Annotated in this window: 16 protein-coding genes; 12 read left to right on the top strand and 4 right to left on the bottom strand. The window is 54.8% G+C overall.

Annotated elements, in window-relative coordinates:
• Window position 1: 1 nt before the first annotated feature.
• From LPQ25_RS22950 to drt2, 7 genes are all read left to right on the top strand, one after another.
• Window positions 2–355: a TIGR03750 family conjugal transfer protein gene (locus LPQ25_RS22950; RefSeq protein WP_012737285.1), complete on the top strand. Its 354-nt coding sequence runs from the start codon at window positions 2–4 to the stop codon at window positions 353–355.
• Window positions 352–1,011, top strand: a complete 660-nt coding sequence (locus LPQ25_RS22955; RefSeq protein ID WP_014908059.1) for a PFL_4703 family integrating conjugative element protein — start codon at window positions 352–354, stop codon at window positions 1,009–1,011. Before LPQ25_RS22950 ends, LPQ25_RS22955 begins: the two co-directional genes overlap by 4 nt.
• Entirely contained in the window at window positions 1,008–1,775 is a 768-nt protein-coding gene (locus tag LPQ25_RS22960) for a TIGR03749 family integrating conjugative element protein (protein WP_014908060.1), read from the top strand. The genes LPQ25_RS22955 and LPQ25_RS22960 overlap by 4 nt, the downstream gene beginning before the upstream one ends.
• Window positions 1,772–3,067, top strand: a complete 1,296-nt coding sequence (locus LPQ25_RS22965; RefSeq protein WP_012737282.1) for a TIGR03752 family integrating conjugative element protein — start codon at window positions 1,772–1,774, stop codon at window positions 3,065–3,067. The genes LPQ25_RS22960 and LPQ25_RS22965 overlap by 4 nt, the downstream gene beginning before the upstream one ends.
• Window positions 3,064–3,423 (top strand): TIGR03751 family conjugal transfer lipoprotein, encoded by a 360-nt coding sequence (locus LPQ25_RS22970; RefSeq protein WP_012737281.1) that lies wholly within the window; start codon window positions 3,064–3,066, stop codon window positions 3,421–3,423. Before LPQ25_RS22965 ends, LPQ25_RS22970 begins: the two co-directional genes overlap by 4 nt.
• Window positions 3,420–6,050, top strand: coding sequence for a conjugative transfer ATPase (locus LPQ25_RS22975; protein ID WP_014908061.1), 2,631 nt, complete (start codon window positions 3,420–3,422; stop codon window positions 6,048–6,050). Before LPQ25_RS22970 ends, LPQ25_RS22975 begins: the two co-directional genes overlap by 4 nt.
• Window positions 6,051–6,537: 487 nt before the next feature.
• Window positions 6,538–7,815, top strand: a complete 1,278-nt coding sequence (gene drt2 / locus LPQ25_RS22980) for an antiviral reverse transcriptase Drt2 (protein ID WP_012737279.1) — start codon at window positions 6,538–6,540, stop codon at window positions 7,813–7,815.
• A gap of 197 nt (window positions 7,816–8,012) precedes the next feature.
• Here drt2 and LPQ25_RS22985 read toward each other — a convergent pair whose 3' ends face one another.
• Together LPQ25_RS22985 and LPQ25_RS22990 are read right to left on the bottom strand one after the other, a co-directional pair.
• Window positions 8,013–8,240: a helix-turn-helix domain-containing protein gene (locus tag LPQ25_RS22985; protein ID WP_012737278.1), complete on the bottom strand. Its 228-nt coding sequence runs from the start codon at window positions 8,238–8,240 to the stop codon at window positions 8,013–8,015.
• An 82-nt stretch (window positions 8,241–8,322) separates the two neighbouring features.
• Entirely contained in the window at window positions 8,323–8,553 is a 231-nt protein-coding gene (locus tag LPQ25_RS22990) for a helix-turn-helix domain-containing protein (protein WP_012737277.1), read from the bottom strand.
• Window positions 8,554–8,656: 103 nt separating this feature from the next.
• On the opposite strand from LPQ25_RS22990, the gene LPQ25_RS22995 reads away from it, so the two are divergent.
• The 5 genes from LPQ25_RS22995 to LPQ25_RS23015 all read left to right on the top strand — a co-directional run bounded on the left by LPQ25_RS22995 (window position 8,657) and on the right by LPQ25_RS23015 (window position 11,941).
• The gene (locus tag LPQ25_RS22995; RefSeq protein ID WP_012737276.1) at window positions 8,657–8,932 is read left to right on the top strand and encodes a helix-turn-helix domain-containing protein; all 276 of its coding nucleotides are present in this window, start codon (window positions 8,657–8,659) and stop codon (window positions 8,930–8,932) included.
• Between the two features lie 112 nt (window positions 8,933–9,044).
• Window positions 9,045–9,566, top strand: a complete 522-nt coding sequence (srlA, locus tag LPQ25_RS23000; RefSeq protein ID WP_012737275.1) for a PTS glucitol/sorbitol transporter subunit IIC — start codon at window positions 9,045–9,047, stop codon at window positions 9,564–9,566.
• A complete protein-coding gene (locus LPQ25_RS23005; RefSeq protein ID WP_012737274.1) occupies window positions 9,563–9,937 on the top strand; it encodes a PTS glucitol/sorbitol transporter subunit IIA in 375 nt (124 codons plus the stop codon). The genes srlA and LPQ25_RS23005 overlap by 4 nt, the downstream gene beginning before the upstream one ends.
• Window positions 9,934–10,914, top strand: coding sequence for a PTS glucitol/sorbitol transporter subunit IIB (gene srlE, locus LPQ25_RS23010; protein ID WP_012737273.1), 981 nt, complete (start codon window positions 9,934–9,936; stop codon window positions 10,912–10,914). Before LPQ25_RS23005 ends, srlE begins: the two co-directional genes overlap by 4 nt.
• 10 nt (window positions 10,915–10,924) lie before the next feature.
• Window positions 10,925–11,941 (top strand): Gfo/Idh/MocA family protein, encoded by a 1,017-nt coding sequence (locus tag LPQ25_RS23015; RefSeq protein ID WP_012737272.1) that lies wholly within the window; start codon window positions 10,925–10,927, stop codon window positions 11,939–11,941.
• Window positions 11,942–12,021: 80 nt separating this feature from the next.
• On the opposite strand, the gene LPQ25_RS23020 is transcribed toward LPQ25_RS23015, so the two are convergent.
• Together LPQ25_RS23020 and LPQ25_RS23025 are read right to left on the bottom strand one after the other, a co-directional pair.
• Window positions 12,022–13,062, bottom strand: coding sequence for a ParB/Srx family N-terminal domain-containing protein (locus LPQ25_RS23020; RefSeq protein ID WP_014908063.1), 1,041 nt, complete (start codon window positions 13,060–13,062; stop codon window positions 12,022–12,024).
• A 58-nt stretch (window positions 13,063–13,120) separates the two neighbouring features.
• The gene (locus LPQ25_RS23025) at window positions 13,121–13,867 is read right to left on the bottom strand and encodes a fimbrial protein (RefSeq protein ID WP_442788081.1); all 747 of its coding nucleotides are present in this window, start codon (window positions 13,865–13,867) and stop codon (window positions 13,121–13,123) included.
• Window positions 13,868–14,007 lie beyond the last annotated feature (140 nt).

Below are 14,007 nucleotides of genomic sequence, written 5' to 3' on the forward strand. Positions count from 1 at the left end.
TATGGCGACTATCCCCTTTCTCCCCGACCGCCTTAACCGCGAGCCCGTGGTCTGGCGCGGCCTGACCACCAGCGAGCTGTTTCTGGCACTGGCAAGCGGTCTTGGTGGTGGTTGCCTATCCGGCATTCTGCTGGCCCTGCTCAGCGGTTACTGGCCGTTGATCCCCGGCTCGGCGCTGGCAGGCTCGGCGTTGCTGATTCAGGGTGGTGGGCGCATTCTGGCGCGTGCCAAAAGCGGTAAGCCCGACAGTTGGCTACTCTTAGCAATCCTTGCCTGGCTGGAGCGTCATCATCTTCGGGGTACGCAACTGATCCAGCATAGCGCTGTGTGGGTGGTACGCAGGAGTCCGCGATGAGCCGCTTTCGCCATGCGCTGGCCGAGCGCGATAACCATATACTGACACTGCGGGCGGTGATTATTCTGCTGTGCCTGTGTCTGGCGGGCGTCGGCTACGGCTGGTATCGCGCGCCGCAAAAGCTCACTCTCTGGTTCCCGCCGGATCTGCGCAGCGGCAGCACCCGCCCGTGGTGGGAAGTGCCGCCTGCCAGCGTCTACGCCTTCACCTTCTATATCTTCCAGCAGCTTAACCGCTGGCCGGATAATGGCGAGGAGGACTATTCCCGCAACCTGCGCTCGCTACGCGCCTACCTGACGCCCGCCTGTTACACCCGGCTGGAGCACGATTTTCAGGTGCGGCGCAACGGTGGTGAACTGCGCGAACGTACGCGCGGCGTGTATGAGCTTCCCGGCCACGGCTACAGCAGCTCGGTGCATGACGGTGATAAGCGCCCCTTCCCGCGCGTCGAGACATTAAGCCGGGACGCCTGGCGGGTAACGCTGGACGTGGCGGTTGAGGAGTATTTTCAGAACGAGCCGGTAAAAAAGGCGCTGGTGCGCTACCCATTACAGGTCGTGCGTTATGCCATTGATGCGGAGAAAAACCCGTGGGGGCTGGCAATCGACTGTACCGATGCCGCGCCGCAGCGTCTGGTGGCGGAGGAGAAACAATGAAATCTGTCTTCCTGGTTTTACTCTTCAGCTTCCCGGCCTTCGCCACGGAGGTGGTGCAGTGGGAAAACATCCCGCTCCCAGTCACGTTGCATGTCGGGCAGGAGCGGATTGTCGACGTAGGGAAAGCGGTGCGCATCGGCTATCCCGCCACGCTGGAAGGCAAAGTACGTCTGCAAAGCGCGGGCGGCAAAGTCTTCCTGCTGGCGAATACGACGTTCCCGGCCACTCGTATCCAGTTACGCGATACCAGCAGCGGTGAGCTGATCCTGCTGGATATTCAGGCCACCCAAAGCACTTCACCACTTGAAGCAATGCAAATTAGCTATGCGCCGCAGACGCCTGCCACAGCCAAAACGCCCGTCCCGGTGACAGCATCAACCGAGCCCCTGCCCGTCCTGTTGGTGCGCTACGCCGCGCAGAATCTGTATGCGCCGCTGCGCACCGTCGAAGCCCTGCCCGGCGTCACGCCTGCGCCCGTCCGGCTGGCGAAACGCATCACCACCTTACTGCCACAGCAGCCTGTCACCGCCATCCCGCTGGCGTCATGGCAAGTCAACGCCACCACCGTCACCGCCATCCGCCTGCAAAACCGTAGCGGGCAGCGCATCACGCTCGATCCACGTGAACTTCAGGGACAGTTTACCGCCGCCGCGTTCCAGCATTACTGGCTCGGCCCGCGTGGTCTGGCAGAAGATACCACCGTGGCTTACCTGGTGACGGAAGGTCCGGTTTCCCGCGCCCTGCTGCCGGAGCCAAAATCATGATGCCGCGCCAGAGTCTCCTGCTGAAAATCCTGCTACCAGTGATTGTCTTTCTCACTGTCTGGCTACTGCTGCGCCCGGCAGACAAAAGCACGCCGGAGAAATCTCCATCCCGCACCGTGGCTGCCTTAACGCCGCAGGAACTGCGCGAACTGGGCATTGACGGCGACACGCCCGCCGATACCATCGCCACGCTGGTCGGCCAGATGAAGCAGTATCGTCGGGAGCTTCAGTCAATCCAGAGCGATAACGAAAGCCAGCAGGCGCGCGAGAAGCGCCTCAAAGCACAGCAGGCGACGCTGGCATCTGAGTTACGCGGGGATATGCGCAGACAGCAGGACCAGATGCGCGATGGACTACTAAAAAGCCAGCGAGGATTGCTGGACAAGCTCGACCGCCTGATGGCGAAACGCCCGGACGATATCCCGCCCGGTCTGGGGCTGACGCCCGGCGAACTGCCTGCCGATGTGCAGCCGGATATCCGCTGGCTGGAGCCGCTGGATGCGCCCCCGCCTGTGGACGAAAAGCTGCTGCGCGTCCCCCTGAAAGCGGCGGACAAACCGCCGCCGAAACCTGACGTAAAAGTCTACACCCTGCCGCAGAACGCCACGCTGACCGGATCGGTGGCGATGACGGCGCTGATTGGTCGCGTTCCGCTTAACGGCACCGTCAGCGATCCCTACCCGTTCAAATTGCTGATTGGCGAGGACAACCTCACCGCCAACGGCATTGAACTGCCGGACGTGGCGGGCGCGGTGGTCTCCGGTATCGCCTCCGGCGACTGGACGCTCTCTTGCGTGCGCGGGCAAATCACCTCGATGACCTTTGTGTTTCACGACGGCACCATCCGCACCGTCCCGCAGGGCGGCAAATCCGGCAACAAACAGCAGGAGATCGGCTGGCTTTCGGATAACCAGGGGCTGCCGTGTATTCCCGGCGAGCGTAAGAGCAACGCGAAGGAATACCTGACCTCGCAGTTCCTGCTGGCGGGATCCGGCGCGGCGGCGCAGGCTTTCGCCAATGGTGAAAGCACCACCGTGGTGGAGGACGGTAGTATCACCAGCGCGGTGACGGGCAACAATGGCCAGTACGTGCTCGGCCAGGCCATCGGCGGCGGGCTGAAAGAAACAGCCGACTGGATGAAGCAACACTACGGCCAGATGTTCGATGCCGTGTACGTGCCGCCGGGCCATAAGGTGGCGGTGCATCTGACTGAAGCACTGGCGATTGATTACGAGCCGGAAGGCCGAAAAGTGAAATACCAGCAGGCCAGCACGCCGGAGGGACTGGAATGATACGCGCTATATTGATGCTTCTGTTTTTGCTGGCCGGATGCAGCACCTCGCAGGAGGAACTGATGCCGGTCGATCCTGATGCCAGCATGCTGACGCTGTGGCAGCAGCAAAGCGGCGGCAGCGCAGCCCTGCTGGATGCCCGCGCCCAGTTGCGCCGCACGCCGGATGGTCCGGTGTCGCAACCCGAAGCGGATACCATCCGTAGCCAGTTTCCGCGCCTGCCCAATCCGGATCTTGTGTTGTACGTTTTCCCGCACCTTAACGGCAACACCCCGGTGCCTGGTTACAGCACCGTCTTCCCCTTCTATACCCGCCCGCAGTATGCATTACCGGGCGAACGCCTGACTCCGCCATGAATGAACGGTGCGGTCTCCCGCAACAGGCGCTGAATACCAGCTACCGCAAGGGCCCGTCCTTTGTCGACTGGCTGCCGTGGGTGGAGTTTTTGCCGGAGTCGCAGACGCTGCTGCTGGAAGATGGCCGCTCGGTGGGCGCGGTGTTTGAGCTAATACCTGTTGGCACCGAAGGCCGCTCGACGGCCTTTCTCGAACAGATGCGCGATACCGTCACCGACGCATTACAGGATGCCTTTGATGAGCATGAACGTGCGCCGTGGGTGGTGCAGTTTTTCTGCCAGGACGAGGACGACAGCGAGGCGTGGCTGGCATCACTTTCAGCTTACGCCGCACCGGAAATTCGCAACTCCGCCTTTACCCGCGAATGGCTCACGCAGATGGCAAACCATATGGCGAATCTCACCCGCGATGAGGGGCTGTTTCTCGATAACACCGTCACCCGTACCCGGTGGCGGGCGACGTGGCGGCGCACGCGGATGGTGGTGTACCGCTGGCTTCCAGGTTTCTCGCCGGACGAACCGTCCCCGGAAGAGACGCTGAACAATATCTGCGAGCGTCTCACCGCCGGGCTGAAAGCGGCGGGAATTAACGCCATCCGCCAGAATGAACAGGCCATTCACCGCTGGATGGTGCGCTGGTTTAATCCTGCGCCTCCAGTGGAAGATAAAAAAGCCTTCTGGCGACAACTGGATTTACCGGAAGCTGAATCTCTGCCCGTTATCACCGATTTCGCTGAACGACTGCTGACGAGCGAACCGCGCTCGGACGCAAAGAACGGCGTTTGGTGGTTGGATAACCGACCGCATAAAGTGATGGTGGTCGACCGCCTGCGCAAAGCGCCGCCGCCCGGCCTGCTGACCGGAGAAACCTCGCGCGGCGACGGCATCAATGCCCTGTTCGACCTGCTGCCTGCGGGAACCATCATAAACCTGACCGTAGTGGTGTATCCGCAGGACAAGCTGGAGCAGCATATCAGCCACCTCGCCGACCGGGCGATTGGCGACAACACCGATTCGGAATACACCCGCCGCGACTGCCACGAGGTACGCAGCTATCTCAAGGACGGCCATAAGCTCTACCGCAGCACGCTGGCGTTTTACCTGCATGCACCCGACACCGATACCCTGTTTCGCCAGCAGCGCCAGTTGCACAGCCTGTTGCTTAACGCCGGTCTGGTACCCGTACAGGAGCAGCATGAAGTGGCCCCCTTAAGCCACTGGTTACGCTGGCTGCCGATGTGTTTCGATCCCCTGCGCGATCTGTGCGGGCTGTATACCCGGCTCAACTTCGTTCAGCATATCGCCGGGCTGATGCCGGTGTACGGGCGGGAAACCGGCACCGGGCATCCGGGGATTTGTTACTTCAATCGCGGCGGCGCGCCGCTGTGCTTCGATCCGCTGAATAAGCTAGACCGCGCCCAGAACGGCCATCTGCTGTTGCTCGGCCCGACCGGAGCGGGCAAATCCGCCACGCTGAACGCGAAAATAGCCCAATTGATGGCACTGCACCGCCCTCGCCTGTTTATCATCGAAGCCGGGAACTCGTTCGGCCTGATGGCGGACTACGCTGCCGCCCACGGTCTGACGGTGAACAAAATCAACCTGCGTCCCGGTTCCGGTGTCACCCTGCCCCTGTTCGCCGATGCCTGGCGACTGGTGGAACAGGCGGTCACCGACGCCGAACCACCGGAAGATGAAGAGAGCGACGGCGATGACCAGCGTGACGTGCTCGGTGAAATGGAGATCACCGCCCGGCTGATGATCACCGGTGGCGAGGCGAAAGAAGATGCACGCCTCACCCGGCCAGACATGGCGATGATCCGTCAGGCGATTATCGCTGCCGCACATACCTGTTATCAGGAAAAACGCCAGACGCTAACGCAGGATATCCGCGATGCACTGTTCGCCCTTTCCCGCGACAACAGCCTGCCGGAAGCCCGCCGCCAGCGGGCGTATGAAATGGCGGAGTCCATCAACCTGTTCTGCGCCGGATTTGAAGGCGAACTGTTTAACCGTGAAGGCCAGATGTGGCCGGAGACGGATATAACTCTGGTCGATCTCGCCACCTTCGCCCGTGAGGGTTACGAAGCCCAGCTTGCCATCAGCTATATCTCGCTGATTAACCATATCAATAACCTCGGCGAACGCGACCAGCATCTGGTGCGACCCATCGTCAATATCACCGATGAGGCGCATATCATCACTGTTAATCCCTTATTGGCGCGCTTTCTCACCAAAGGCTCGAAGATGTGGCGCAAGCTCGGTATCTGGCTGTGGCTCGCCACCCAGAACCTGGCAGATTTTCCTGATGAGGCGAAGAAGCTGCTCAATATGATCGAGTGGTGGGAACTGCTGGTGATGCCGCCGGAAGAGATCGAGCAGGTCTGCCGATTTAAAGCGCTGACGGAAGAACAGCGCCAACTGCTGCGCTCAGCGGTAAAATCGCCGGGGCAGTATACCGAGGGCGTGGTGCTGTCGCCGCGCGTGGAGGCGCTGTTTCGGGTGGTGCCGCCAGCGCTGTATCTGGCGCTGGCCATGACTGAGAAGCATGAGAAGGCCGAGCGGAGGCGGATTATGCAGGAGACGGGGTGTAGTGAGGTGGAGGCGGCTATGAAATTTAAGTTCTAAATTTATCAATTGCTGCACTGATTCCATGCCGTCATAGTTCTTATTCCTGTGAACATTCTTTACAGACACGATATAAAACCATCTCATTGCTTGCTGGGTTAACTGAGTTGCTGAATTTTTTTCTAGAATTTCGCAAAATTTAATAGGTAAACCTTGTTTTTTTAAATTTACGATGATATAAAAACAATGCCCTAAACAAAGGTTTAGGGGTATTGTACAGGTTGTCAAGCCTCCCACAGGTCTTGGTGAAACCAATCACTGTGACGACGGTAAGCAACACTTGGATGATATTCATAATTGACTCCACGCTACTGATTACATTATACAGCATATCTAACATTTGCGGCGAGGTTCACAATTTGTATTTAGGTACTGATTGTGGATGAGAAGGTTGGAGAAAGACCACTTGGTTAAGCCGGAGGATGTGTCCTAGAATTGTCGCTATTCTGTCATCCTCCGGTTTTGCTAATTTCATTCAGGGAATATAATGAATAATGATGATTACCCATGGTTCAGAAAACGTGGTTATTTGCATTTCGATGAACCTGTTTCATTAAAAAAAGCGGTTAAATATGTTTCCTCTCCAGAAAAAATAATAAAACATTCTTTTCTGCCATTTTTAAGCTTTGAAGTAAAATCGTTTAAAATCAAAAAAGACAAATCAACAAAACAATTAAGTAAAACTGAAAAATTAAGACCTATTGCCTATTCCTCACATTTGGATAGTCATATTTATGCATTTTACGCAGAATATCTTACTGGACATTATGAATTATTGATCCAAGAAAACAATTTACACGAGAACATCCTTGCCTTCAGATCTTTAAATAAAAGCAATATAGAATTTGCCAAGAGAGCATTTGATACAATTACTGAAATGGGTGAGTGTAGCGCTGTTGCATTAGATCTTTCTGGTTTTTTTGACAATTTAGATCATCAAATTTTGAAACACCAGTGGTGCAAAGTTATTGGGACTGAAGCGTTGCCGCAAGACCATTTTGCCATATACAAAAGTATAACAAGATATTCTAAAGTTGATAAAAATAGAGCGTATGAGATTTTAGGTATATCAAAGAATAACCCCAAGTATAATAGACGCAAGATCTGCACCCCTGTTGATTTTAGAAATAAGATTAGAAAAAATGGTCTTATTATAGTTAATAATTCCCAAAAAGGTATACCCCAAGGCTCGCCAATTAGTGCTCTACTTTCAAATATATATATGCTTGACTTTGATATTGAAATGAGAGATTACGCGCAGGAACGTGGTGGCCATTATTATCGCTATTGTGATGATATGCTATTCATTGTACCAACTAAGTATAATAAAACTCTAGCAGGTGATGTAGCCCAGCGGATTAAGCATCTTAAGGTAGAACTCAATACTAAGAAAACTGAGATTCGAGATTTTATATACAAAGACAGTACCTTAGTGGCAAATATGCCTTTACAGTATCTTGGGTTTATTTTTGATGGGAGTAATATATTATTACGTTCATCTTCTCTCGCAAGATATTCGGAACGAATGAAAAGAGGTGTCCGCTTAGCAAAAGCTACAATGGACAGCAAGAATAGGATTAGAGAAAATAAAGGTGAAGCTTTAAAAGCTTTATTTAAGAAAAAATTATATGCCAGATATTCACATATTGGAAGAAGGAATTTTTTGACTTATGGTTATCGCGCCGCGAAGATCATGAATTCGAAAGCTATAAAAAGACAGTTAAAACCATTGCAGAAAAGATTGGAAAATGAAATACTAAAATAAATATTTGCTGGCCCGAATCATACAGGGCCACAATACAGTTGAAAACAAGCTATAATAAACAACATCTAATTTTTATATACTCTTTTTCCCTCCATTTTTATTTTCGATAGACACAGACTTCTACATTTCAAACTAGATATTTGTTATAATTAAAAATAATCCCCATGCATATTAATCGTTTTTTTTGAACGTATTATCTACTGTAGTTTATTCAGTATACTCGCGGGTTCAATATTTAAAAGACGGCAGAGTCTGACAAACTCCACAACATCCAGTCGCCTTTCTCCACTCTCTACCTTTGCGATAAATGACTGTGGTCTTCCGAAAGCACTGGCAACCTCTTGTTGAGTGATGCCACAGGCTATCCGCGCATCCCGGAGAGCCTTAATCACCAGCTGGTAGTCATTTGAGTAGATAGAAGTCATCCCGGCAGCCTCAACTCTATGTTAAGACTGACTATCCGGTGGCCTTGTCATTATCCCAAAACAGGATAACAACCCAAGCAAATTACTTCATAACTGCGTTCAGTATTTCTGCGGGATCAAGCGAAAGCAGGCGAGCAATAGCTGCAAATTCAATCACATCCAAACGACGTTCGCCATTCTCCACCTTTGCAACGAATGACTGGGGTTTGCCCAGCGATTTAGCCAGTTGAGATTGAGTAATCCCCCGATCAATTCTTGCAGAGCGCAGTAACTTTATAACTAACTGATATTCATCAGAATAAATAGATGACATTCATAAAACCCGATTAATATCCCAAAATCGAATATCAGCCATTTACAAAAATATCCCAAAATGGGATATTTAATCAGCTTTGTAACACAAGAAGGTAAACGGAATGACTAAAAAAGACTGGCACCCGGCCGACATTGTTGCCGCCTTACACAAGCGCGGTACCAGTCTGGCGAAACTTTCGCGGGAAGCGGGGCTGGCCTCGTCAACTCTGTCGAATACCCTGACGCGCCCGTGGCCAAAAGGCGAATGGCTGATTGCCATCGCGCTCGACGTTCATCCCTCAGAGATCTGGCCCGCCCGTTACCTCAATTCCAGTAATAAATGTAAACCCCGAAAACCGCTTCACCCCATGACAACAACCGACAACTCCGGGACATAACGACCCGCGCTGTGAGTGGCAGGACGCATTAACCAACGATACCTGACAGGAGAGTTGTTTATGCACACCGAACCACAACCATGCACCATCATACCCATCGCAGGAGGCCGCCATGTTTCTGGTCTCCCTGGCTGAAGGCTTTATCCACCTGTTCCAGGCCGCAGGCAAAATCTTCCTCGACATGATGACCGGGCTAATCCCGATGCTCATCTGCCTGCTGCTGGCCATCAACTTCCTGATGAAGCTGGTCGGCATCGTGCGGATGGAGAAGGTCGCTGCCCTGCTCGGCCGCTCGCGCATTCTCACCTACGGCGTGTTGCCAGTGCTCGGCTGGTTCTTTATGAGTAGCCCCGGCGCGCTGACGCTCGGTAAGCTCTTACCTGAGAAGAGTAAACCCGGCTATGAGGATGCACTCGGCACCACCGCCCATCCCCTCACCAGCCTGTTTCCCCACGTAGTGCCATCAGAGCTGTTTGTCTGGCTCGGCGTGGCTGCGGGGGTTAAGGCGCTCGGCCTGCCCGTCACCTCGCTGGCGCTGCGTTATATCGCTGCCGCCATGTTGATTGGTTTAATCCGCGGGATTATCACCGAGTACCTGTTCCTGCGGCTCAGCAAGCGGGGGAATGCGCCATGATGATTTACTGCGCACGTATTACTGCTATCGGGCTGTTTGTCGCTGACGGCCTGACCGACAAGATACTCATCACCTTCGACAGCAACGGGCCGAAGGACTGCCTCGATTACTCCCTGTCTCTGGAACCATCGTTCCGGGAAGAGAGCCTGATGATACTGCCCGGTGACCGCCTGCTGCTGGCGGGTCACGACTATCTGGTGACTGCCGTCGGCAAAGGAGCACAGCAGGCGCTGTTTGAACTCGGCCACCTGACGTTGGTGTTCAACGGCGACCTGAATCCCTGCCATATCGGCGCGGTTCATCTCTCCGGCCCGGTGCCGAACCTGCGAGACCTCCACGGCAATCTGGTGATTGAGGAGGGACGGCCATGAACACGGTGCTTATTCCCCCCGGTCCCGGCGGCTACGGCAAGGGGCTGTGGCTGCCCGTCGCCAGCGGCAAAAAGGTGCTGTCGCTGACCGGGCGGGAAATCCATCCGGTGGCGATAGAAATCGGCGCGCTCACCGAATCGGAAATCGTCAACGGTTTTGCCGATATCCCGCCGGATAACGACATCCTGTGCGTGGTGATTAACTGCGCCGGGTCCCTGCGCTGCGGCCTGTATCCGCAGAAGGGCATCCCGACCATCAACGTGCTGCCTACCTGGCGGGCCGGACCGCTGGCACACTTTATTACCGAGGATAACTACGTTTCCGGCGTCACGATGGAACAGCTGGTTCTGGTGGACACCGCCGAAGCGCCGGACAGCGAGCCTGAGATAACACCGGAGCCTGCACCACGGGTTATCACCACGCCACCACCTCCTCGCGGCACAGAGAAGCTGGTGCACATGGTCGAGCAGACCGGCACCGCCGTCGGCCACGTTATCGCCCTGCTGTTCGCCGCCAGCCGTGAGGCGGTGGACGTGTCGCTGCGCAACGTTATCCCGTTTATGGCCTTTGTCTCGCTGCTGATAGCCCTGGTGCAGGAGACCGCACTCGGCAGCCTGATTGCCCACGCCCTGACGCCGCTGGCGAACTCGTTGTGGGGGCTGTTGCTGCTGTCTCTCATCTGCGGCATTCCTTTCCTCTCCCCGGTGCTCGGGCCGGGGGCAGCCATCTCGCAGGTGATTGGCGTGATGATAGGCACCCAGATTGGCGCAGGGGCGATATCCCCGGCCTTCGCCCTGCCCGCCCTGTTTGCGATCAATGTGCAGGTCGGCTGCGACTTCGTGCCGGTAGGTCTTTCCATGCAGGAGGCAAAGCCGGAGACCATCGCAAAAGGTGTACCCGCCTTTCTGCTGTCGAGACAACTGACCGGACCGCTGGCCGTCATCATCGGCTGGCTGTTTTCCCTGGGCTTATTCTGAGGACTCAACGATGAACAAAATCAGAGCCGCCGTGGTCGGCGCAGGTATCTACGGCAAACACCATATGAACGCGTACCGCCATAACCCGGACACGGTGCTGGTCGCCATCTGCGAAACAGATGAGGAACGCTGTGACGACCTTGCCATGGCGTACGGCGTGATGGGCTATACCCGGCTGGACGTTCTTCTGCAGGAGGAAGCCATCGACGTGGTCTCGGTGGCGACGCCGGATCCGTACCACACCGAATCCATCCTCACCGCCCTGCGCCACGGTAAACATGTGCTGGCAGAAAAACCGCTCGCCACCTCGGTACGCGAGTGTGAGCTTATCGTGGAGATGGCGCAGCAGCGGGACCTGCTGGTCGGCGTCGATTTCCACAAGCGCTGGGACCCGGCGGTGATGCGCATTAAGGCTGAACTGGAGAGGCCGGAAGCCGGGCGCATCCTGCGCGGGCATATCAGTATGGACGACGTGATAACGGTCCCGACGGCGTGGCTGGACTGGGCGGGCGCAAGCTCCCCGGTATGGTTCCTCGGCTCCCACTGCTTCGACCTGGTGCGCCACCTCTCCGGCCAGGAAGTGGTGTCGGTGTACGCCGTCGGACAGAAGCGGCTGATGGTCGAATGCGGCCTCGACACCTTTGACAGCGTGCAAAGCCTGCTGACGATGGGCGACGGCAGTTCGTGGGTGGTCGAGAACTCGTGGGTGCTGCCGGAAGGCTTTCCGAAAGACAACGACGGGCGCATTGATATTCTCTGCGAGGCAACCTATATCCGCAGTTCCTCGCAGCATCGGGGACTGGAAATTACCACCCCGGACAAGACGCTCACGCCCAACAGCTACTTCATCAACTACCGCAACGGTGTCGCCAGCGGCTTTGGTATCGACCCCATCAATGACTTTGTGCGGGCGGTCAGGAACAGGTCACCGTACCCGGTCACCGCAGTTGACGGGCTGGCGGTAAGCCGGATCTGCGAGGCGGTGCATCAGAGTCTCGAAAGTCAAAAACCAGTGTCATTAAAATAGTCGGCCAGCAGGGATGCTGGTATCCGCAAGCCCGTTGACTCTGTATTCCCTAAAGAATGCCGCCATTTGTTATCCTTAATTCAGCATTCATCGTTAACGCCATTAAGTACCCTGTCCCGATAGTCTTCCAACTGATACCGTTGCAGATAGCTTTCTAACTCCTGTGTCCAGCGCGTTCCTTCGCCAAGCGTCGCGCGGCTATGGGTTGAGGCATAAAGATAACGTGTATCATAAAGATTAATCAGCGTCTGATTTACACCATCGATTTTGCACTTAGGATTTTTGAGCTGCTGTTCTAACGCCCGGACAATACGGGCCCGATGGTCTTGATCGGTAGCAAAATCCCGTTCCTGCAATTCGCTGAGCACCAGAAATGAAAGTGGGATTTCTTCTGCAATCGCTGCCTGTAAACGATAATGACCATCAAGAATAACAAATGATCCCAGCCCTGCTATATACCAGACAAGTACTGGAGGCAGCGCACCCTCCCGGCATTTTTTACGCCACCATTTCAACCTTCCGGCATCAGGTTGTATCGGATAACGCCCAAGTAGCAGGCTACCTCCCCACCACCAGTCCACTAATCTGACTTTGTCAGGATTGACCAAATCAGGAAAATCTTCGCCGTAGAGCGTCCAGCTACAGCCGATATTCCCGCTGCTTTCTGGGGCATCAAAACGCCAGCTATTTACAGGAACACGCTGTCCGGATAATTTCGGTAATGAATATTTGGCCTCCATCGGCCTTATCAGCCATCGGCGAAGAGACAGAAGAGGCACTGGCGCATTCATTAATTGCCGGGAAAAATAGCGACACCATTCACCTGTCCAGGCCCGTTCGCCTTTGCTTTTAATGCCTTCAATATCTTCAGATGTGACAGCCGGTAATAATGTCTGGCAAGCGGAATGATCGGCATTAAACACCAACCAGACACCGGAATGATCTTTCAACATTGATGCCCAGAATAATGTCTCCCCAGAAACCTGCAACGCCATCCGCCCATAACGACCACTTAGCATTTCCATTGCCACGTCGGTCCTCTGGCTGCTCTTAAGTGTCGGCTCCAGACCCTGCCAGTTATTATTGCGATCAAACAGATCTTTCCACCAATATTGGATCATTATCATCTTCCCTGATAAACAGAGGGTTAGTCTAAAACCTTTATAATTGTTCAGGTAGCTATTTATATGTCAACGTAAACGTCGCCGTGGCGTTCGCTTTCCCGGCCGTGATGCTCTGTGTTGTCTGGTAATAGCGCGCCTGAAGCTGAACATATTCGTTGCCGCCTGATGGCGAGGTGTAGTAATACCGCTCCTGACCGAACTGTACCGGGCTGTCTTCATAGCGGTACCAGAGCTGCACGCCGACACCGCTGGCATTTACCGGATCGCTGTCGAGTTTAATGACGCCGGGTACGCCGGCGTCGCTATCTGCTGTGGCGTCAATACGCACATTAATCCGTGCGCCCTGAATACAACTCAGATTGATATTGAATGTCTGCCAGGCCGTTGCGGAACCCGGACCGCTGAACTCGCTTTTGTCATGGTCACCCAGCGGGACATTAACCGGGTTAGTGGTAACGGAGCAGGATTCAGAGGTAATGGTATTTGTGCCATTCAGGGTGACATTGGCAAAATAAAACTGGTTCGCCACCGAGGCCCGCGCCAGCATGCCACTATCCAGCGTTCCTCCCGTAATATCGCCCGTTTTGATTAACTCCGCTTTAATACCATCACCACCGATGTAAATATAAACATTCGCGCCCACACTCTGGTCATAGGGAAGCACTTTCCCGGAAGAGGTGTTAGTCAACCGGATACCCACTCCAGGAACATTAGTGTTATAGATATTGCTTCCGAGACTGCTCAGCGTTCCCCATTTACTCAGTTCCCAACGGTAGGTCCAGGCTTCTGAACACCCGGCGATAGTATTGCCGCCGTTATACGCCCCGTTGTGGCCGTGGCGATGACACTGCCCACCGCCGCATCACGCTGGACCGCCACATTGCCGAAACTGATATACCCGGAACTTCACTACTCACTCCGGAAGCGAAACCACAGGAGGCC

This window comes from Klebsiella sp. KPN54798 (assembly GCF_021184225.1).
Lineage (GTDB): Bacteria > Pseudomonadota > Gammaproteobacteria > Enterobacterales > Enterobacteriaceae > Klebsiella > Klebsiella pneumoniae.